The sequence below is a fragment of the Streptomyces sp. NBC_01476 genome, assembly GCF_036227265.1.
Taxonomy (GTDB): domain Bacteria; phylum Actinomycetota; class Actinomycetes; order Streptomycetales; family Streptomycetaceae; genus Actinacidiphila.
This window is the reverse complement of sequence record NZ_CP109446.1, coordinates 5767407-5785338: the sequence shown is the minus strand read 5'-3', so window position 1 is coordinate 5785338 and position 17932 is coordinate 5767407. Positions and strand designations below refer to the sequence as shown.

Here is a 17932-nt window from a genome sequence, read left to right as displayed (position 1 = left end):
CCGCCTGGGCCCCTAGGATTCCCTCTATCACCTCACCGGTCTGAATCGACAGGAACCCCATGAGCGACACTTCCTCCCCCTTTGGCTTCGAGCTCGTGCGGCGCGGATATGACCGCGGACAGGTGGACGACCGCATCACGAAGCTCGTCGCCGACCGTGACAGCGCACTGACGCGCATCACCGCGCTGGAGAAGCGCATCGAGGAGCTGCACCTCGAAACCCAGAACGCCCAGGCTCAGGTGAACGACTCGGAGCCGTCGTACGCGGGCCTCGGCGCGCGTGTGGAGAAGATCCTCCGTCTTGCCGAGGAGGAGGCGAAGGATCTGCGCGAGGAGGCCCGCCGCGCGGCTGAACAACACCGCGAACTGGCCGAGTCGGCCGCTTCGCAGGTGCGCAACGACGCGGAGAGCTTCGCCGCCGACCGCAAGGCCAAGGCCGAGGACGAGGGCGCGCGGATCGTCGACAAGGCGAAGGGCGACGCCACCCAGCTGCGGGCCGACGCGCAGAAGGACGCGCAGGCGAAGCGGGAAGAGGCCGACGCGCTCTTCGAGGAGACCCGCGCCAAGGCCGCCCAGGCCGCCGCGGACTTCGAGACCAACCTGGCCAAGCGCCGCGAGCAGTCCGAGCGTGACCTGGCGTCCCGTCAGGCCAAGGCCGAGAAGCGCCTGGCGGAGATCGAGCACCGCGCCGAGCAGCTCCGCCTGGAGGCCGAGAAGCTCCGTACCGACGCCGAGCGCCGGGCCCGCCAGACGGTGGAGACCGCGCAGCGCCAGTCCGAGGACATCGTGGCCGACGCGAACGCCAAGGCCGACCGGATCCGCAGCGAATCCGAGCGCGAGCTGGCGGCGCTCACCAACCGCCGCGACAGCATCAACGCGCAGCTGACCAACGTCCGCGAGATGCTGGCCACGCTCACCGGTGCGGCGGTGGCCGCGGCCACCTCCCCGGCCGACGACGAGCCGATCTCCCGGGGTGTGCCGGCGCAGCAGTCGCGCTGACCCCCGAAGGCCGTCCGGTGGGGGCCCGCACCCGGGTCCCCACCGAGGTTTTCCACAACCCCCGCCCGAAGTCGGGCGGGGGTTTTCCCTGACTTGCTAGCCTCGGGCGCATGATTGAGTTGCAGGGGCTCACCAAGCGGTACGGGGACAAGACCGCAGTCGACCATCTGACCTTCACCGTGCGCCCCGGCGTGGTGACGGGCTTCCTGGGGCCCAATGGCTCGGGCAAGTCCACCACGATGCGGATGCTGCTCGGCCTTGACCGCCCCACCAGCGGGGATGTCCGGATCGACGGCAAGCGCTACGCACAGCTCAGTGAGCCGTTGAAGTACATCGGGGCGCTGCTGGACGCCAAGTCGATCCATGGCGGCCGCACCGCGTACCACCATCTGCTCTGCCTCGCCCAGTCCAACCGCATTCCGCGGTACCGGGTGGACGAGGTGCTGGAGACGGTCGGTCTGACCGCGGTGGCGAAGAAGCGGTCCAAGGGGTTCTCGCTGGGCATGGGCCAGCGGCTCGGCATCGCCGGCGCGCTGCTCGGCGACCCGGAGATCGTGATGTTCGACGAGCCGGTGAACGGCCTGGATCCCGAGGGCATCCACTGGATCCGCAATCTGATGAAGGGGCTGGCCGCCCAGGGCCGCACCGTCTTCGTCTCCAGCCATCTGATGAGCGAAATGGCGCTCACCGCCGACCACTTGATCGTGATCGGCCGCGGCCGGCTGATGGCCGACACCTCGATGGCCGACTTCATCGCGCAGAACTCGCGCTCCTATGTGCGGATCCGCACCCCGCAGGTGGAGCGGTTCAAGGACGTGATGCATCAGGCGGGTCATGCCGTGGTGGAGACCGGCGACGGCTCGCTGGAGATCCAGGACGGCGACCCCGCCAAGATCGGCGAACTGGCCGCCCAGCACCAGCTGGTGCTGCACGAACTCAGCCCGCAGCGGGCTTCGTTGGAGGAAGCGTTCATGCAGCTGACCGCGGAGTCGGTGGAGTATCACGCCGGCGGGGGGATGGGGTCGGGGCCCTCCGGGGTGGGCGCGCTGCCGCCCGCGCAGCTCGCGCCGCCTCCGCAGGCGGGCGACCCGGCACAGCCGGTGCAGGCGGGCCGGCCGGCGCAACCCGGTCAGTCCGTACAGCCGGGGCAGACGGGTCAGCCCGGGCAGCCGGGTCAGCCGCCCGAGAGCCAGCCGCAGTGGGGCGCCGGCTGGCGCAACCCCGGCTCCGGAAAGGGGCGTTGACATGGCAGCCACCTCAGCCGTCCTCCAGTCGGAGTGGACGAAGATCCGGACCGTACGGTCCACCGTGTGGACGCTGGCCCTGGCCTTCCTCGTCACCGTGGCCCTCGGCGCGGTGATCTGCCTGGTCTTCAACAACACCTTCGACAGCCTGTCCCGTTCCGACCGGCTCACCTTCGACCCCACCAACACCGCCTTCTTCGGGATGTCGCTGGGGCAACTGGCGCTGATCGTCTTCGGCGTGCTGGTGATCTCCAGCGAGTACAGCACCGGGATGATCCGCACCTCGCTGGCCGCGGTCCCGCAGCGCGGCGAGTTCTACTTCTCCAAGGTGACCGTGGCCGGCCTGCTGGCCCTGGTGGTCGGCGAGGTGACCAGCTTCATCACCTTCTTCCTCGGCCAGGCCCTGCTCGGCTCGCACAAGGCGCAGATCGGCGACCCCGGGGTGCTGCGCGCGGTGTTCGGCGCCGGCCTGTACATGACGCTGATCGTGCTCTTCTGCGTGGGCGCGGCGACGATGCTGCGCAGCCCGATGCTGGGCCTGGGCGTCCTGATGCCGTTCTTCTTCCTGGTCTCGCCGATCCTGACCGCGGTGCCCAAGGTGAAGAACGTGGCCCGGTACTTCCCCGACCAGGCCGGCCAGAAGATCATGCAGGTCGTCCCCTCCTCCGACGACCACACCTCGTACGGTCCCTGGGGCGGCATCCTGATCATGGCGGTCTGGGTGGCGGTCGCCCTCCTCGGCGGATACGCGGTGCTCAAGCGGCGCGACGCCTGACCCCTCCTCACCGTCCCGCTGCGGAAGTCCGGCGGGCGGGGAGAAGTGGACCCACGAGGGAACCGCGCCCCGCCCGCTACGCTTCCTCCTCCACGGGGCGTGTGCCCCCGTGGCACACGAGGGGCGGAGCATGATCCAGGCAGTCGGCCTGACCAAGCAGTACGGCGCGAAAACCGCTGTGTTCGACCTGTCGTTCACGGTGCGGCCCGGCACCGTGACCGGCTTTCTCGGCCCGAACGGCTCCGGGAAGTCGACCACGATGCGGATGATCCTGGGGCTGGACGCACCCACCGCCGGGCAGGTGACCATCGGCGGACTGCCGTACCGGAGGCTGCCCAACGCACCGCGCCGGGTGGGCGCCCTGCTGGACGCCAAGGCGGTGCACGGCGGGCGCAGCGCGCGGCAGCACCTGCTCAGCCTGGCGCAGCTGTCCGGCATCCCGGCCCGCCGGGTGGACGAAGTGCTCGCTGTGGTGGGCCTGCAGGGCGTGGCGGCCCACCGCTCCAAGGGCTTCTCCCTCGGCATGGGCCAGCGGCTCGGCATCGCGGGCGCTCTGCTCGGCGACCCCGAAGTGCTGCTCTTCGACGAGCCGGTGAACGGTCTGGACCCGGAGGGCATCCACTGGATCCGCCATCTGATGAAGCGGCTGGCGGCCGAGGGCCGCACCGTCTTCGTCTCCAGCCATCTGATGAGCGAGATGGCGCTCACCGCCGACCACCTGATCGTCATCGGCCGCGGCCAGTTGCTCGCGGACATGAGCGTCAAGGACTTCATCGCCCGGCACTCCACGGGTTACGCCCTGGTGCGCACGCCGGAGGAGGGCGAGCAGCGCGAGAAGCTGACCACGGCGCTGACCGAGGCCGGCGGCACCGTACAGCTGGAGCAGGACGGGGCGCTGCGGGTCGGTGTCCTCGCACTGCCGAAGATCAGCGATGTCGCCCACGAGGCCGGCGTGCGCCTGTGGGAGCTCTCCCCGCACCAGGCGTCGCTGGAGGAGGCGTACATGCGGCTCACCGGTGGCGCGGTGGACTACCGCTCGGCGCAGGATCCCCGGCAGGGCCTCCAGCCCGCGCCGCACGGGCCGGCCGGGCCCGGCTGGGGGCAGCAGCCCACCGGTGAGGGTCAGCCGCCCGTCGGCTGGGATCAGCAGCCGGCGGGCTGGGGTCAGGCACCGGCCGGCTGGGGTCAGCAGTCCGGCCCGCAGCACCAGCCGCCGTACGCCCCGCCGCCGCAGGGGTTCGGCCCTCCCCCGGTCCCCCAGCAGGCCGCCGCCCCTTCCACCCCCCAGGACGTCCGATGACCACCGCCGCCCCGCAGCCGACGCACCCGTTTCCGCCCGTACCGCAGTTCGCCTCGCAGATCCCGGTCGAGCAGACCCGGCTGTCGCACGCGCTGCGTTCGGAGTGGACCAAGATCCGGTCGGTGCGCTCCACCATGTGGACGCTCGGCGTGATGCTGCTGCTGGTGATCGGCATCAATCTGCTGGTCGTCTGGCCGGTCGCTGACAGCCACGATCCGTCGGTCCCGGTGCTCGCCCCCGGCCTCTTCGGGCTGATGCTCGGGCAGTTGGCGGTGATCACCCTCGGCGCGCTGGTGATCACCTCGGAGTTCGGCACCGGCATGATCCGGACCACGCTCACCTCGTGCCCGCAGCGCTCCCGGGTGCTGGCGGCCAAGGCGATCGTCTTCTTCGGCGTCTCCTTCGTCACCACGACCGTCGCCTGCGCCGTCACCGCGCTGATCAACTACGCCGTGCTGAGCGGCCGGTCGGTCACGCCCGACGAGACGGACTACGCGGGGACGGGGGTCGTCGTCAGAGGCGGCCTCACCTCAGCGGGCGGGTCCCAGTGGCTCGGCGCGACCGTCGGCGTCGGCCTCTATGTGGCACTGCTCGGCCTGCTCGCCCTCGCCGTCGGCACCCTGCTGCGCCACTCGGCCGGCGCGATCACCACCATGCTCGGGGTGGTCCTGCTTCCGCTGCTGGTCGCGCTCTTCCTCCCCGGCAGCCTGCAGTCGACCCGCGACAACATGATCAAGTTCTCCGCCCCCAACTCGCTCGCCTCGCTCTACCGCATCCCGATGATCGGCAGCGACAGCCAGAACGGCCTGCTCCAGCTGGTGGTGCTGGCCTGTGTCACGGCCGCCGCGCTGACCGCCGCGTTCGTGACGCTGAACGCGCGGGACGTCTGAGCCCGGGCGGCGGGCGCCGGGGCTACCGGCCGCCGAGGAAGCCGAGCACCCTGCCGGTCAGCAGCGCGGTGGCATCCGCGTCATAGGACGGCAGGGAGCTGTCGGCGAAGAGGTGCTGGTCGCCGGGGTAGAGGAAGAGCTCCGCGTCGGCGGCCTCGGCCACCAGCGCGCGGGCCGCGTCGAGGTCGCCCTCGCCGGCGAAGACCGGGTCGGCGTCCTTCCCGTGCACCTGGACCGGGACGCCGGCCGGCCAGGCGGCGCCGAACTCCGCCACCGGTACGCAGGACTCGAAGAGGAGCGCGCCGCGGGCGCCGGCCCGGGTCTGCGCCAGCTTCTGGGCCGGGAGCACGCCCAGCGAGAAGCCCGCGTACACCAGCTCGGCGGGCAGCCCCTCGGCCGCCTGGACACCGCGCTCCAGCACCGCGCCGAAGCCGGTCTTCTCGGCGTGGGCCAGCCCCTCGGTGAGCGTGCCGAAGGTGGCGCCGTCGTACAGGTCGGGCGTGTGCACGGTGTGGCCAGCCCGGCGCAGCGTGTCGGCGAAGGCCACGACCCCCGGGGTGAGCCCCTGTGCGTGGTGAAAGAGAAGTACCTCGGTCATCCCCGCAGCCTACGACGTACGCGCCCGCCGCGGGGCTCCAGCGCGGGACGCCGCCCGGGGGGCACGCGGGGAGCGCGGGGCACGCGGGGCACGCGGGCCCGGTCCGTGCCGGGGGCGCGTCAGTACCGGGGGGCGTTACGGGACCGCTGCACCTTGCTGGTGCGGCGGTCCTTCGCGTTCCAGCAGGCGCGGTGCCAGTGGCGGCGGTCGTCGACGCCGGCGTACTCGCGCCAGGCGACGACATGCGCGATGCCGGGCGGGATCTCCTGGTCGCACCCCGGGCACCGGTAGTGCTTCGCCGACGCGCTGCCCGCGATGGGCCGCACGATCCACTCCTCGCCCCGCCACTCCTCGGTGGCGCCGTAGCCGAGACCTGATTCGCGCTCCCGGTCGCCGTCGGGACGCCCGGCACCCCCCGGGTGGTTTCGACGCGGCGACATGGGAGCACCTCGCGCTCTTCTGGGCGGCAGATTTCCCTTCCAGCGTAAGGGGCGCCGCCCCGCGGGCTGAACAGGACGACTCCGGGACATGTGCGGTAGGACTTCCGAAAATCATGAAAACGACCCGAAAGAGGCGTGCCCTTGGCACGTGCCAGGCGTTAGAGGGAACAGGAGGGAGTCTGCGATGCGACTAGGGACATTCGTGCTCGCGGCCCAGTTCCCGGGCCAAGGCCCGGCTGAGGCGCTGCATCGGTCGATACGGACGGCCGAGGCGGCGGAGTGCTCCGGCCTCGACGCGGTCTGGCTGGCCGAGCACCACTTCGTGCCGTACGGGGTCTGCCCGTCGGCGATCACCCTCGCGGGTGTACTGCTGGGGCACACCTCCCGGATCGGTGTCGGCACCGCCGTGAGCGTGCTGCCGACCACCCACCCGGTGGCCCTCGGCGAGCAGGCCGCCCTGCTCCACCTGGTCTCCGGCGGCCGCTTCACCCTCGGTGTCGGCCGCGGCGGCCCCTGGGTGGATCTGGAGGTCTTCGGGGCCGGCCTGGCCGCTTTCGAGAGCGGCTTCCCGGAGTCACTGGACCTGCTGCTGCGCTGGCTGCGCGACCCGGTGGTCGGCGCGGACGGCCCGCGCTACACCTTCCCGCCGGTCCCCGTGGTGCCGCGCCCGGACGAACTCGACGGCTGCGGGCCCCCGTTGGTGGTCGCCTGCACCTCTCCCACCACCGTCAGGCTGGCCGCGGAACGCGGACTGCCGATGCTGCTCGGCATGCACTGCGGCGACGAGGAGAAGGCCGGCATGGTCGCTCTCTGGCGGGAGACCGCGCTGGCGGCCGGGCACTCCCCCGACACCGTCGCCGCCGCGGACCATGTGTCGGCCGGTGTGGTGCAGGTCGCGGACACCCGGACCGATGCCACCGAGGTGCTGCTCAAGGCGATGCCCGGCTGGCTCCAGCAGGGACTGTCCGCCCACCGCACCCAGGACGGCCGGCCCCGTACGATGCGCGATCCGCTCGGCTACGCGGAACTCCTGTGTTCCCTGCACCCGGTGGGGCCGCCCAGATTCTGTGCGGACCGTCTCGCGGCGACCTCGGAGGCCACCGGGATCACCCGGTTCGCGCTGCTCGCCGAAGGATCCGGCGACGTCGACGCCACGCTGGAGAACGTGTTCCGGCTGGGCGGGGACGTGCTCCCGGAACTGGCCTGATCCGGTGCTGATTCGTGCGGACGTCCGGTTTCGGGAGCACGCCTGGTTGCGCGGACCGCCGTTGATCGTTTACGGGACTGGTCGTTCACGGGGCAGGTACGGATCCGATGTGCGGGTCCATTACCGCTCCCGCGCCCCCCTTGCCTCTGGGACCGGCCTCAGCAGTCCCGCAACTCCGGTGACTGGTTGAGCAGTTGGGCCCGGACCGAGGTGAACTTGGCGTATCGCCCGTCCACCGCCGAGTCCAGCGGGAAGACCGCGACACGATGGCAGTTCTGGAAGGCCAGCCGCACCCCGAAGTGGCGCTGCAGGGCGCCACGTATCGCATCGCTCGCCAGTGCGCGGAGCAGCTGACCTCGCTCCTTCTCACTGGGCGGCGGCACTTGGTTGTCGGCGAACTCGCCTCCGTCAACCTTGAGTTGGGCCACCAGTGAGCTGATCATCTCCCACGCGTACGGGAGGGATGTCCGGACGCAGTCGACGAACTCGCGCTCATCGACCTCGCCTCGCTCGGCCTGCTCAAGAAGGGCCGGTGAGACGTCGAGCGACATGGGTACTCCTCTCGTGACCCCCTCCGGGGACGGGGTCTGGGCGTACCCCCAGGCCCAGCGGACCATGGAGGAATGGATACCGGGAGCCGGTTGCCGCCAGCAGCCGCACCCGTGCCCCCCGGCCTTCAACCGTAGGCGCCCGCGGCGCGCCCGCACCAGGCCATAGCGCCCACAACCAGCCATTTTTCGGCTCTTCCGCGGGGTTGGCCGAGTCCCGTGGGTCCGCTCCCACCGGTCGCTCCGCAGTGCCGGGGACCGGGCCGAATCGCGTACGGCGGCCGGGGTCGAGTAGCGTTGCCGACCATGCGTCTCGTGATCGCCCGCTGCTCCGTCGACTACGCGGGCCGGCTCTCCGCCCACCTTCCCTCCGCCACCCGGCTGCTGCTGATCAAGGCCGACGGAAGCCTGTCGGTGCACGCCGACGACCGGGCCTACAAGCCGCTCAACTGGATGTCCCCGCCCTGCACGCTCAAGGAGACCGAGGACAACCTCTGGACGGTCACCAACAAGGCCGGCGAGCAGCTGATCATCACCATCGAGGAGATCCTGCACGACTCCTCGCACGAACTCGGCGTCGACCCGGGGCTGATCAAGGACGGCGTGGAGGCGCACCTCCAGGAGCTGCTCGCCGACCGGATCGAGGTCCTCGGCGAGGGCTGGACCCTCATCCGCCGTGAGTACCCCACCGCGATCGGCCCGGTCGACATCCTCTGCCGGGACGCCGCAGGCGGCACGGTCGCGGTCGAACTCAAGCGCCGCGGCGACATCGACGGTGTCGAGCAGCTCACCCGCTACCTCGAACTCCTCAACCGTGACCCCCATCTCGCCCCGGTCAAGGGCATCTTCGCCGCCCAGGAGATCAAGCCGCAGGCCCGCGTCCTCGCCACCGACCGGGGCATCAGCTGCGTCACCCTCGACTACGACGGCCTGCGCGGCATCTCCGACGACAAGCTCCGCCTCTTCTGAGTCCACGGGCCCGGCCACCCGGCCGGGCAACCGGCCGACGTATCAGGGCCGTTGGCGCGGATCCCGGTTCCGCACCCGCCAGGCCAGTACCAGCAGCCAGAGGCCGACCAGCGCGACCACCGCGCCCAGGACGGCGTACTGCCCGTGCCCGGACATGGACGAGCCGCCCATGGCGCCACTGCCCTGCGCGATCCACACCGCCCCGAGCACCACGAGGACCACCCCGCCGATAGCGCGGATCACCATAGCCGTCCCGTCCTCCGTGCGATCACGTCTGCCGCGGCGACCCCGCGCCCACGCTCAGCCTGGCCCGTCCGGGCCCGCCGGGAGCGGCTGAAAACCTTACGAGACGGGAACGTCGGGGGACGCGGACCTCGGGCGTCCGCCACCGCCGGACCCGCGCGGACGCCGAACGGTCCCCGCAGCGACCGGCGTTGGGCGCGGACCCGGGGGACGCCGGGACCGGGACGGTGGCGCGGAAGGGGCCGGCTGTCCCCGGAGGGCGGCATCACGTGCCCGGCGGGTACCGATGCGCGCCGCGGCGCGGGCCCGGCACGGCACCCACGCCGTACAGTCAACCCCGGACTCGGCCGCAACGGTCCTCGTCCCACGTCCACGACGGGGCCGAGCCGCCCGGCCCCCGGGGCTTCTCAGCCGCCGGTGTCGCCGCCGGCAGCCAGGATCACGTGTGCCTCCGTACGGACAGCTCGGCCCATGCTCTAGCCGACCGGCTGCCCACGTGCTCAGGTAGGACTCACGGTCGCCGTGTCCGTAGGCGAAGGGCTGTCCGTGTCCGTGTCCGTCGGAGTCGGGGACGAAGAAGGCGAAGCGGAAGTCGACGACGGCTTCGTGGTTGGCGGCTTCGTGGTGTGCGAGGGCCGCCCCGGCGACGAGGAGTGCGGGGCCCCCGGAGCCGTGCTGGTCGTACCCCCCGGCGGCGTCGTCAACGAAGAGCCCGGCGTCCCCGTCGTACCGTTCGGGGTCGACGGCGTCACCGTCGTGGACGCCGAGGTCGAAGGCGACGTGCTCGACGCGGCCGGCGGAGCCACCGACGCTCCGTCGTCGGAGGAGGGGGCCGTGTCCGACGGAAGATCCTGCTCGACCGTCTCGATCGGCTTGACCTGGTCGGGGCTGTGGTCGCCGCCCGAGGTCGCTCCCATGGTGACGATCGTGCCGAGGACCGCCGCCAGGACGACGCCCGTGCCGGCCGCGACGAGGTTGCGGCGGGAGCGGAGGACGGCGAGACCGCGGGCGTGCTGCGCGGTGCCGGCCGGCAGCGCCGCCGTCTTGTCGATGACGACCTGGCTCGTGCCCTCGGGCAGGGCGAACGCCAAGGCGCCCGGCGGGAGTTCGAGCGGGGAGGAGGAGCCCGCGCGGTCGTTGACGAGCGCCAGCGTGCGGCGCCCGACGACCGTGCCCTGGCGGTCGGCGAGGGCGCCGCGCAGGGCGATGGACGCCTCAAGTTCCGCGCGGGCCCGGTCCATCCGGTCCGTGCAGAGCGCGAGGACGCCCAACTCGTGGTGGAAGTACGCCTCTTCCGCGACCTCACCGGACAGCCGCGCGGCCTCCTGGCCGATCCGCAGCGCCCGCTCCCACGCACCCCAGTTGAGGGCGGCGGCGAAGACGGGGGCGACAGTCCGGGCGAGCAGGACCGCCGCACTGGCGTGGCCGCCGTCGCGGCAGGCGGTCATCGCGGCCACGATCGCCTCGGACTCGGCGGAGGCGCGCTCCGGGGTGACCGAGGGGTGGCCGGTCCACCAGGCGTAGTGGAGGGCGGCGGTGTGCGCCTGGACGTCGTTGAGTTCGCCGTCGGCGGCGAATGCCGGGCCGAGCTGCTGCACCACGCCGGCCGAGAGCCGGAAGTGGGAGGCGACCGGCACCGCGAGGCCGACGGAGATCAACTCGCCCAGCGCCGCGTCCCCGTGGGTGTCACCGACCAGTGCGGGCAGGTGCGCGGGGTGCGGGCACTCACCGTCGAGCGCCACCGCGAAGGCCAGTGCCTCGCGGGCCGCCTCGCTGAGCCGGGAGGCCAGCAGACCCGCGGGGGCGGCGCTCTCCGCGAGCGACGGGAGCGGCACCTCGGTGGCCGGCAGCCGCAAGGGCAGCGGCGGCGGGGGCGGCGGCGTGCCGGCCATCGGGGGCGCCGTGGGAGCGGCGCCGGCGGGCAGCGGATCGTCGAACCCGGTGAGGTCGGGTATCGGGGGCCCGGCCGGCTCGGGCGGCGGCGAGCCGTTGAGCCACACCGAGTCGTCGAGGTCGGGGTCGAGCGGCTGCCGCATCGCGTCGCGCTGCCGCAGCAGCGCGCCCGCCTGGACGAACCGCAGCGGCAGGCCCTCGGACTCGAACCACAGGTCCGCGGCCCAGGCCGTCTCGTCCTCCTCCAGCCGCCGCCCGGTGACGAGTTGCAGCAGGTCGACGCAGGCGGTCCTGGTCAGCCCGGAGAGCAGCACCTCGACCACCATCGAATCGGCGGCGGGGGCCGGCACATCCGGGGTGGCGGACATCAGGAAGGCGCATTCGGGGGCGGCTTCGAGCACTTCCTCCAGCGCGGCCCCGCCGATCTCCAGGTCGTCGAGCACCACGACGGCGCCCACCTCCGCGAGCAGCGTGGTGAGTTCGGCGTGGCCGGGGCGGTAGCCCTCGCCGGCGTAGACGATCGTGTAGAGGTCGTGCAGCAGGTCGGCCGCGGTGCGGTGGTAGCCGGAGAGCCAGATCACGCCGTCGGGCGCGAGGTCGGCGCAGGCGTTGGCGACGGACTCCAGCAGCGAGGTACGGCCGGCGCCCGACGGTCCTGTGACGCGGATGGAACGGCCGCGGGCCAGCAGCCGGATCAGCCGCTCGCGCTCCTCTTCCCTTTCCAGCAGGGGGACTTCGGGAGCGGGCGGGCCGGGCGGCGGGCTGGGCCGGGCGGCGTTGATCCGGGCGGCGCGCTCCTCCTTGGTCCGGCGGACCGGGGTGCGCCGCTCCTCCGGCGGGCAGGGCACGACCTCGGTGCCGTCGACCGGGTTCACGGTGAGCAGGTAGTCGGCGGTGACCACTCGCGGTATTCGGGCGTTGCCGCCGCTCGGCGTGCCCAGTTCGGGGGCGAGCGGGTCGCGGACCGGGCGGGTCACCTTCGGCAGCGGCATCGTGCCGTCGAAGAGCGAGGTGCCCTCCTGCAGCGGCACCGGCCGGCTCGCGGGCCGGATGGCGAGTTCGCTGCCCGGCGCCGCGGGGAGCACCGGCGGGACCTGGTCGGCCGGCGCCGGGCCGGTGGGCCGCTTGGCGCCGGCCGCGAAGGCGTCGAAGCTCTCGGCGGCCTCGAAGCGGTTGACGGCGGGACGCTGCTCCAGCGGGTCACGCCGTTCCAGGGGCTCTCTGCGCTCCAGCGGCTCGCGCCGGGCAAGGGGCTCCCGCCGGGCCGGCAGGCTGCCGGGCGCCTCGGAGCCGCCAACTGCCGGACCGCGCTCGGCGGGGGCGCCGAAGGCTTCGTTCACCAGGGCGTCGGCGCTGCTCTGCCCGCCCGGGGGGTCGAAGGGACCGAAAGGATCGGAGGGGCCGAAGGAGCTGTCCAGGGCTCCGTCCGAGCCTCCCGCAGGGGACCCGTCAGCGGCGGCGCCGCCCGTCTCCCCGCCCCCGAAGAGATCCAGTTCCCCGGTGCCGCTCAGCGCCGGCTCGTCCACGAATCCGTGCTCCCCTTCGAAGCTCCTGCGTTCCACCCCGAAGGCGTTGAACGCGTCAGACCCTTCGGCCCCTTCGGCCCCTTCAGAACGGTCAGCTCCGTCGCGGGCGGGGGTCCCGGCCGCCCGCTGCGTGTCCTCGGGCAGCCCCGTACCACCCGGCCGGACCGTACCGCCGGGCCGCTCCACCGGACGCTCGTCCGGCCGACCGCCCTGCTGCTCGCCGGTCTGCTGATCCATGCTCTACGACCCCCGGGTGCGTGCCATACGGGGGCATCCTCGGGCGGCTCGGCTGCGCGCTCGCGACAGCGTCGGGCGCCGGCCCGATTCCCCTTCTACGGCGTACGGGGTGCACGCCTCCTGGCCATTGATGCGCAAACTCTAAAGGTTCGCACCCTATCCATGAAGGGCCGGGGGGATGCCGTCCCGGTTACGTGCCGAACGTCACCTTTCGGCTTCGATCGCCAGGATCCGGTGCAGCCGGGTGGCCACCAGCAGCCGCTGCATCTGGGGCGGCACCCCGCGGAGCACGAGCCTGCGGTTGGCCCGGCCGGCCCGGCGGTGGGCGCCCATGATCACCCCGAGGCCGGTGGCGTCCCACGAGTCGAGTTCGGTCAGATCGAGCACCAGGTCGCCGCGGCCGGAGTCGACCGCGGTGTGCAGTGCGGTACGGGCGTCCGCGGCGCTGACCACGTCGAGGCGCCCCCCGACGATCAGCTCGGCGTGGTCGCCCCTGATGTGCATAGTCACTCCCCGAAGCGCTGGCTTGGCCTGCCGGCCGATCCATATGTCTTCACACAACTGACGGTCTGTCGTACAGAGAAGTTGCCGTCTGTGAGCGATCCGCTACCGAATTCACTCCTGCGGGTGACTTCGGCTGGTGCGGCCGGTGCGGCGGGCGCGCGCCGCCCGGTCAGTAGGTGTAGAAGCCCTGTCCGCTCTTGCGTCCGAGGTCACCCGCGTCCACCATCCGGCGCATGATCTCCGGTGGGGCGAACTTCTCGTCCTGCGACTCGGTGTAGATGTTGCCGGTGGCGTGCAGCAGGATGTCCACGCCGGTCAGGTCGGTGGTGGCGAGCGGGCCCATGGCGTGGCCGAAGCCGAGCCGGCAGGCCGCGTCGATGTCCTCCGCCGAGGCGACGCCGGACTCGTAGAGCTTGACCGCCTCCACCACCAGGGCGGAGATCAGCCGGGTGGTGACGAAGCCGGCCACATCGCGGTTGACGACGATGCAGGTCTTCCCGACGGCCTCGGCGAACTCCCGTGCGCGGGCCAGGGTTTCGTCGCTGGTCTTGTAGCCGCGGACCAGTTCGCAGAGCTGCATCAGCGGCACCGGCGAGAAGAAGTGGGTGCCGACCACCCGCTCGGGGTGCTCGGTGGCGGCGGCGATCTTGGTGATCGGGATGGCCGAGGTGTTGGAGGCGAGCACGGTCTCCGCGCCGACGATGCGGTCAAGGGCGCGGAAGATCTCCTGCTTGACCTCGATCTTCTCGAAGACCGCCTCCACCACGAGGTCGGCGCCGGCCGCCGCGTCCAGGTCGGTGGTGGTGGTGATCCGCGCCAGCGCCGCCTCGGCGTCCTCAGGGGTCATCTTCCCCTTGGCGGTGAACTTCTCGTACGACGCCCGGATGCCGTCCTTGCCGCGGGCCAGCGCCTCGTCGGTGACGTCCCGCAGGACCACCTCGTAACCGGCCTGGGCCGATACCTGGGCGATGCCGGCGCCCATCAGTCCGGCTCCGATGACGGCAAGCTTCCGCGCCACGGTCCACACACCTCTCCGTTGGGGTATTGCCGGACCTTAACGTCCGTTCAGCGCCGGACGCGACAGGTTGTCGGGTGCGTCACCATGTGTCGTTGGTCGCACAGTTGGGGTCCGCCCGGTCGCGGCCGGCAGGGCCTACGCTCGGCCGTATGGTCAACCTCACCCGTATCTACACCCGCACCGGCGACGACGGCACCACCGCGCTGGGCGACATGAGCCGCACGGCGAAGACCGACACGCGCATCGGCGCCTACGCCGACGCCAACGAGGCGAACGCGGTGCTCGGCGTCGCGCTCGCCCTCGGCGGCCTCCCGGACGACGTCCGCGCCGTACTCGTCCGGGTGCAGAACGACCTCTTCGACGTGGGCGCCGACCTGGCCACTCCGGTCGTCCCCGACCCCAAGTACCCGCCGCTGCGCGTCGAGCAGTCCTACGTCGACCGCCTGGAGGCCGACTGCGACCACTACCTCGAAGGCCTGACCAAGCTGCGCTCGTTCATCCTTCCGGGGGGCACCCCCGGCGCGGCGCTGCTCCACCAGGCGTGCACCGTCGTCCGCCGCGCGGAGCGCTCCACCTGGGCGGCGCTGGCCGAACACGGCGACACCATGAACCCGCTGACGGCCACTTACCTCAACCGTCTGTCGGATCTGCTCTTCATCCTGGCCCGCACCGCGAACACCTCGCGCGGTGACGTGCTGTGGGTTCCGGGCGAGAACCGCTGAGCGAGCCGGCAGGAAAGCCAGGTGGTCCAGACCTCTTGACCACTGGTCCAGACCTTTCTACGATCTCTGTAGACGCCCTTGGGCGTGCGCATGACAGCTCAAGCAGCAGAGAAGCGCCCCGCGGTTCAGGCTCCATCCCCCCACACGGCCGGGGGTCGACTACGCCGCCCGTCGGCTCCCGGTCCCCGCTCGGAACCGCCGCCTCACGCCACATTCACCCGCTGGCCGGGCGGGGCCGCCTCCAGCCAGGCGAGAAACCCGGTCAGCGCGTCGTCGCTCATCGCCAGCTCCAGTGACATCCCCCGGTGGCGACAGGAGAGCACCACGGCGTCCGAGAGCAGCGCCAGCTCCTCGGAGCCCTGCGGATCCCGGCGGCCCAGCACCTCGATCGCCGGACGGTCGAGCACCCGGCGCGGGCGGGGCGAGTACGAGAAGACCCGGAACCACTCGACCCGGTCACCGCTGTAGCGGGCCACTCCGTAGACCCAGCCCTTGCCGCCGCCCTCCGCGTCCTCGGCCGGGGCGAGCCGCAGGCTGCAGTCGAAGGTGCCGCCCGGCCGCTGGATCAGCCGCCGGCGCAGGCCGAAGACGAAGAGTCCCAGCAGCGCCGCCGCGAGAATCCCGAAGCCCACCTGGAAAGCGAGGATCACGTCCTTCGACCTCCTCGCCTAGGAATGGTTGCCGCCCTTGCTGTGCCGGAGCCGCGGACCGCCCGTTGGGGCAGTCCGCGGCGCCGTTGTCCTGCGGTGACAGCCGGTGTACGAATTCACCGTCCGCCGGTCCTGCTGGGTGGTGCGCGGTACTGAGAGCTACTGAGTCATACGTACACGGTGCGGCCTGTGTTCAGCGCGAACCCGCCGCAGCCGCGGCCAGCCGGACCTCCGCACGGCGCTGGGCGGCCGCGTCGGCTTCCGACCTGGACCGCTCCAGTGCCCGCTCGGCCCTGGCCACGTCGATCTCGTCGGCCAGCTCGGCGACCTCAGCGAGAATCGACAGCTGGTTGTCGGAGAACGAGATGAACCCGCCCTGCACGGCAGCCACCACCGGGCCGCTCTCATCGGTGGTCCTGATGGTCACCGGACCGGATTCGAGCACCCCCAGCAACGGCTCGTGGCTGGGCATGATGCCGATGTCACCCGACGTGGTTCGGGCGATGACCATGGTGGCCTCGCCGGACCAGACGCTGCGGTCCGCGGCCACCAGCTCGACGTGAAGATCGGCCAAGACGGCTCCTCGGGTCGGCATCCACCGCCTGCGGCGGATGCGTAAGACAAAGAATAAGGGGTGCGCGAGGGGGGCGGTCACCTGGGCTGTGCCGGACCGCCCCCCTCGTGCTCGCTACGGCTCCCCGCGTCAGTTGACGCCGAGCTTCGCCGCGTTGGCCTTGAGGTCCTCCAGGCCACCGCACATGAAGAACGCCTGCTCGGGGAAGTGGTCGTACTCGCCGTCGGCGATCGCGTTGAACGCCGTGATCGACTCGTCGAGCGACACGTCAGAACCGTCCACGCCGGTGAACTGCTTGGCGGCGTGGGTGTTCTGCGACAGGAAGCGCTCGATCCGGCGGGCCCGGAAGACGGTGAGCTTGTCCTCTTCACCGAGCTCGTCGATGCCGAGGATCGAGATGATGTCCTGGAGGTCCTTGTACTTCTGGAGGATCCCCTTGACCCGGGTGGCGCAGTCGTAGTGGTCCTGCCGGATGTAGCGCGGGTCCAGGATGCGTGAGGTGGAGTCGAGCGGGTCCACCGCGGGGTAGATGCCCTTCTCCGAGATCGGCCGGGAGAGCACCGTCGTCGCGTCGAGGTGCGCGAAGGTGGTCGCCGGGGCCGGGTCGGTGAGGTCGTCCGCGGGGACGTAGATCGCCTGCATCGAGGTGATGGAGTGGCCGCGGGTGGAGGTGATCCGCTCCTGCAGCTGGCCCATCTCGTCGGCCAGGGTCGGCTGGTAACCCACCGCGGACGGCATCCGGCCGAGCAGCGTGGAGACCTCGGAGCCGGCCTGGGTGAACCGGAAGATGTTGTCGATGAAGAACAGCACGTCCTGGTTCTGCACATCGCGGAAGTACTCCGCCATGGTCAGACCGGCCAGCGCGACCCGCAGCCGGGTGCCCGGCGGCTCGTCCATCTGGCCGAAGACGAGCGCGGTCTGCGGCAGCACGCCGGACTCCGCCATCTCCGCGATCAGGTCGTTGCCCTCACGGGTGCGCTCACCGACCCCGGCGAAGACGGAGACGCCCTCGTGCAGCTTGGCGACACGCATGATCATTTCCTGGATGAGCACCGTCTTGCCGACGCCCGCACCACCGAAGAGGCCGATCTTGCCGCCCTTGACGTACGGGGTGAGCAGGTCGACGACCTTCAGGCCGGTCTCGAACATCTCGGTCTTCGACTCGAGCTGGTCGAAGTCCGGGGCCTTGCGGTGGATCGGCCAGCGCTCGGTGACCTCGGACTCCGCCTCCGGCTCGTTGAGGATCTTGCCGAGGGTGTTGAAGACGCGGCCCTTGGTGACGTCACCGACCGGCACCGTGATGCCTTCGCCGGTGTCGGTCACCGGGGCCTGGCGGACCAGGCCGTCGGTGGGCTGCATCGAGATGGCGCGGACCAGGCCGTCGCCGAGGTGCTGGGCGACTTCCAGGGTCAGCGTCCGCACGCCCTGGCCCTCGCCGGAGAGCTCGGACTGGTCGGCGATGTCGACGTGCAGCGCGTTGTAGATCTCCGGCATCGCGTCGACGGGGAACTCCACGTCGACGACCGGGCCGATGACCCGGGCGACGCGGCCGGTGGCCGTACCGGTCGGGGCCGTTTCAACAGTGGTGGTCATAGT

General features: G+C 71.7%; 18 protein-coding genes. 8 read left to right on the top strand and 10 right to left on the bottom strand.

Annotation, left to right across the window (positions count from 1 at the left end; genetic code table 11):
- The first annotated feature begins 59 nt into the window (after positions 1-59).
- From OG552_RS25455 to OG552_RS25435, 5 genes are all read left to right on the top strand, one after another.
- Positions 60-998, top strand: coding sequence for a cellulose-binding protein (locus OG552_RS25455; RefSeq protein WP_329136707.1), 939 nt, complete (start codon positions 60-62; stop codon positions 996-998).
- Positions 999-1108: 110 nt separating this feature from the next.
- Positions 1109-2242 (top strand): ABC transporter ATP-binding protein, encoded by a 1134-nt coding sequence (locus OG552_RS25450; protein ID WP_329136705.1) that lies wholly within the window; start codon positions 1109-1111, stop codon positions 2240-2242.
- A 1-nt stretch (position 2243) separates the two neighbouring features.
- Complete coding sequence (locus OG552_RS25445) at positions 2244-3017, top strand: ABC transporter permease (protein WP_329136704.1); 774 nt, start codon at positions 2244-2246, stop codon at positions 3015-3017.
- Positions 3018-3147: 130 nt separating this feature from the next.
- Positions 3148-4317, top strand: a complete 1170-nt coding sequence (locus OG552_RS25440; protein WP_329136702.1) for an ATP-binding cassette domain-containing protein — start codon at positions 3148-3150, stop codon at positions 4315-4317.
- Positions 4314-5207 (top strand): ABC transporter permease, encoded by an 894-nt coding sequence (locus tag OG552_RS25435; RefSeq protein WP_329136700.1) that lies wholly within the window; start codon positions 4314-4316, stop codon positions 5205-5207. Before OG552_RS25440 ends, OG552_RS25435 begins: the two co-directional genes overlap by 4 nt.
- A gap of 22 nt (positions 5208-5229) precedes the next feature.
- Here OG552_RS25435 and OG552_RS25430 read toward each other — a convergent pair whose 3' ends face one another.
- Both OG552_RS25430 and OG552_RS25425 read right to left on the bottom strand, forming a co-directional pair.
- Entirely contained in the window at positions 5230-5805 is a 576-nt protein-coding gene (locus tag OG552_RS25430; protein WP_329136698.1) for a dienelactone hydrolase family protein, read from the bottom strand.
- Between the two features lie 119 nt (positions 5806-5924).
- Positions 5925-6245, bottom strand: a complete 321-nt coding sequence (locus OG552_RS25425) for an ATP/GTP-binding protein (protein ID WP_329136696.1) — start codon at positions 6243-6245, stop codon at positions 5925-5927.
- A gap of 184 nt (positions 6246-6429) precedes the next feature.
- On the opposite strand from OG552_RS25425, the gene OG552_RS25420 reads away from it, so the two are divergent.
- A complete protein-coding gene (locus tag OG552_RS25420; protein ID WP_329136694.1) occupies positions 6430-7452 on the top strand; it encodes an LLM class flavin-dependent oxidoreductase in 1023 nt (340 codons plus the stop codon).
- 158 nt (positions 7453-7610) lie between these two features.
- Here OG552_RS25420 and OG552_RS25415 read toward each other — a convergent pair whose 3' ends face one another.
- Positions 7611-8003 (bottom strand): SCO5389 family protein, encoded by a 393-nt coding sequence (locus tag OG552_RS25415; RefSeq protein WP_329136692.1) that lies wholly within the window; start codon positions 8001-8003, stop codon positions 7611-7613.
- Between the two features lie 303 nt (positions 8004-8306).
- On the opposite strand from OG552_RS25415, the gene nucS reads away from it, so the two are divergent.
- Positions 8307-8969 carry an endonuclease NucS gene (gene nucS, locus OG552_RS25410; RefSeq protein WP_329136690.1) on the top strand — a complete coding sequence of 221 codons (663 nt, stop codon included), beginning with the start codon at positions 8307-8309 and terminating at the stop codon, positions 8967-8969.
- A gap of 42 nt (positions 8970-9011) precedes the next feature.
- Here nucS and OG552_RS25405 read toward each other — a convergent pair whose 3' ends face one another.
- The 4 genes from OG552_RS25405 to OG552_RS25390 form a co-directional block, all read right to left on the bottom strand.
- The gene (locus OG552_RS25405) at positions 9012-9215 is read right to left on the bottom strand and encodes a hypothetical protein (protein WP_329136688.1); all 204 of its coding nucleotides are present in this window, start codon (positions 9213-9215) and stop codon (positions 9012-9014) included.
- Between the two features lie 497 nt (positions 9216-9712).
- Positions 9713-12097, bottom strand: a complete 2385-nt coding sequence (locus tag OG552_RS25400) for an ATP-binding protein (protein WP_443071196.1) — start codon at positions 12095-12097, stop codon at positions 9713-9715.
- 975 nt (positions 12098-13072) lie between these two features.
- Positions 13073-13372 (bottom strand): STAS domain-containing protein, encoded by a 300-nt coding sequence (locus OG552_RS25395; RefSeq protein ID WP_329136684.1) that lies wholly within the window; start codon positions 13370-13372, stop codon positions 13073-13075.
- A 169-nt stretch (positions 13373-13541) separates the two neighbouring features.
- Positions 13542-14390, bottom strand: coding sequence for a 3-hydroxyacyl-CoA dehydrogenase family protein (locus tag OG552_RS25390; protein WP_329136682.1), 849 nt, complete (start codon positions 14388-14390; stop codon positions 13542-13544).
- A 149-nt stretch (positions 14391-14539) separates the two neighbouring features.
- Here OG552_RS25390 and OG552_RS25385 point away from each other — a divergent pair, with 149 nt between their 5' ends.
- Positions 14540-15112: a cob(I)yrinic acid a,c-diamide adenosyltransferase gene (locus OG552_RS25385; RefSeq protein WP_329136680.1), complete on the top strand. Its 573-nt coding sequence runs from the start codon at positions 14540-14542 to the stop codon at positions 15110-15112.
- 203 nt (positions 15113-15315) lie between these two features.
- Here OG552_RS25385 and OG552_RS25380 read toward each other — a convergent pair whose 3' ends face one another.
- The 3 genes from OG552_RS25380 to atpD all read right to left on the bottom strand — a co-directional run bounded on the left by OG552_RS25380 (position 15316) and on the right by atpD (position 17929).
- A complete protein-coding gene (locus tag OG552_RS25380) occupies positions 15316-15762 on the bottom strand; it encodes a DUF2550 domain-containing protein (protein WP_329136676.1) in 447 nt (148 codons plus the stop codon).
- A gap of 193 nt (positions 15763-15955) precedes the next feature.
- Entirely contained in the window at positions 15956-16357 is a 402-nt protein-coding gene (locus OG552_RS25375; protein WP_329136674.1) for a F0F1 ATP synthase subunit epsilon, read from the bottom strand.
- Between the two features lie 108 nt (positions 16358-16465).
- Entirely contained in the window at positions 16466-17929 is a 1464-nt protein-coding gene (gene atpD / locus OG552_RS25370; RefSeq protein WP_329136672.1) for a F0F1 ATP synthase subunit beta, read from the bottom strand.
- Positions 17930-17932: the final 3 nt, after the last annotated feature.

Bases quoted from the DNA above. Each gene is read 5' to 3' on its own strand.
- atpD (WP_329136672.1), bottom strand. From the start codon at position 17,929: ATGACCACCACTGTTGAAACGGCCCCGACCGGTACGGCCACCGGCCGC.
- OG552_RS25405 (WP_329136688.1), bottom strand. From the start codon at position 9,215: ATGGTGATCCGCGCTATCGGCGGGGTGGTCCTCGTGGTGCTCGGGGCG.
- nucS (WP_329136690.1), top strand. From the start codon at position 8,307: ATGCGTCTCGTGATCGCCCGCTGCTCCGTCGACTACGCGGGCCGGCTC.
- OG552_RS25400 (WP_443071196.1), bottom strand. From the start codon at position 12,097: ATGCCGCTGCCGAAGGTGACCCGCCCGGTCCGCGACCCGCTCGCCCCC.
- OG552_RS25455 (WP_329136707.1), top strand. From the start codon at position 60: ATGAGCGACACTTCCTCCCCCTTTGGCTTCGAGCTCGTGCGGCGCGGA.
- OG552_RS25435 (WP_329136700.1), top strand. From the start codon at position 4,314: ATGACCACCGCCGCCCCGCAGCCGACGCACCCGTTTCCGCCCGTACCG.
- OG552_RS25420 (WP_329136694.1), top strand. From the start codon at position 6,430: ATGCGACTAGGGACATTCGTGCTCGCGGCCCAGTTCCCGGGCCAAGGC.
- OG552_RS25375 (WP_329136674.1), bottom strand. From the start codon at position 16,357: ATGCCGACCCGAGGAGCCGTCTTGGCCGATCTTCACGTCGAGCTGGTG.
- OG552_RS25385 (WP_329136680.1), top strand. From the start codon at position 14,540: ATGGTCAACCTCACCCGTATCTACACCCGCACCGGCGACGACGGCACC.
- OG552_RS25430 (WP_329136698.1), bottom strand. From the start codon at position 5,805: ATGACCGAGGTACTTCTCTTTCACCACGCACAGGGGCTCACCCCGGGG.
- OG552_RS25440 (WP_329136702.1), top strand. From the start codon at position 3,148: ATGATCCAGGCAGTCGGCCTGACCAAGCAGTACGGCGCGAAAACCGCT.
- OG552_RS25425 (WP_329136696.1), bottom strand. From the start codon at position 6,245: ATGTCGCCGCGTCGAAACCACCCGGGGGGTGCCGGGCGTCCCGACGGC.
- OG552_RS25415 (WP_329136692.1), bottom strand. From the start codon at position 8,003: ATGTCGCTCGACGTCTCACCGGCCCTTCTTGAGCAGGCCGAGCGAGGC.
- OG552_RS25445 (WP_329136704.1), top strand. From the start codon at position 2,244: ATGGCAGCCACCTCAGCCGTCCTCCAGTCGGAGTGGACGAAGATCCGG.
- OG552_RS25450 (WP_329136705.1), top strand. From the start codon at position 1,109: ATGATTGAGTTGCAGGGGCTCACCAAGCGGTACGGGGACAAGACCGCA.
- OG552_RS25395 (WP_329136684.1), bottom strand. From the start codon at position 13,372: ATGCACATCAGGGGCGACCACGCCGAGCTGATCGTCGGGGGGCGCCTC.